A 995-nucleotide genomic window follows, 5' to 3' on the forward strand; every position below is an offset into this window, starting at 1 on the left:
AGTTGAGTCTATTAAAGCAATCAATGCTAAAGAGATCGAAGTTAAATTCGGTGCTGAAGTTACAGATGTGACTGCTGCAAACTTTGCAATTTCACAAGAGGGCATGACATTTGATGCTCCAAAACTAAGTAAAGATAAAAAATCTGTAATCTTAACAGTAGCTGGAGACAAAAAACTTGAGAACAAAGAAGCTTACGTTTTAACTGTTCAAAATGTTAAAACTGTTGACGGTAAAGATGTTCCAAAAAAATATGAAGTTATCTTCTTTAACGATGAAGTAGCTCCAACTGTATCTACAGTATCTACTCCAGATGGAAATGTTAAAGTTGTATTCAGTGAAAAATTAAGTGCAGATGAAGTTACTGTTGTTATTAACGGTAAACAAATCAAAGCTACTCCTGTAGACAATACAGTTACATTAACAAAAGATAAAGTTCAAGACGTAGTTAAAAACGGCGAAGAGTTTAACGTAATCGTAACTGGTGCTAAAGATTACACTGGTAACACTATGGAAATGTACGAAGGAAAAGCTACTTACAAAGTAGAAAAGGATGTTACAGCTCCAGAAGTTAAAGATGTTAAAGTGAAAGACCTTGTGGACGGAAAAGCTACTTTAGAAGTAACATTCTCAGAAGAGATGGCTAACGAGAACCTAGGTACTGTAACAGTTAAAAAAGGTAAAGAAACTTTAGTGGCTACAATTTCTGCTGATGCTCAAGATAAAACAAAAGCAATCGTTGAAGTAAAAGACGCTCTTAAAACAGATGAAACATCTGCAAACCTTACAGTTGGACTTGTTGGTTACAAAGATGCAGCTAACAACGTAGGCAAGCAAGTATCTAAAGAAGTAAAAGTTGCAAAAGATGTTGTAGCTCCTAACTTCGTAAAAGCTGTAGCAGAAAAAGAACAAGATAAAGCAGCTACATTTACATTCGATAAAGAAGTAAATGCTGAAACAGCTAAATTCAATAAAAACGTTGTTCGCATCATTAATC

At 34.4% G+C, this 995-nt stretch carries 1 pseudogene; it reads left to right on the plus strand.

The features are described from left to right. Positions 1-995: pseudogene (locus AC1DJR_RS31400) on the plus strand (S-layer homology domain-containing protein); the annotation flags it as partial.

The organism is Bacillus sp. 05T31 (genome assembly GCF_056396725.1).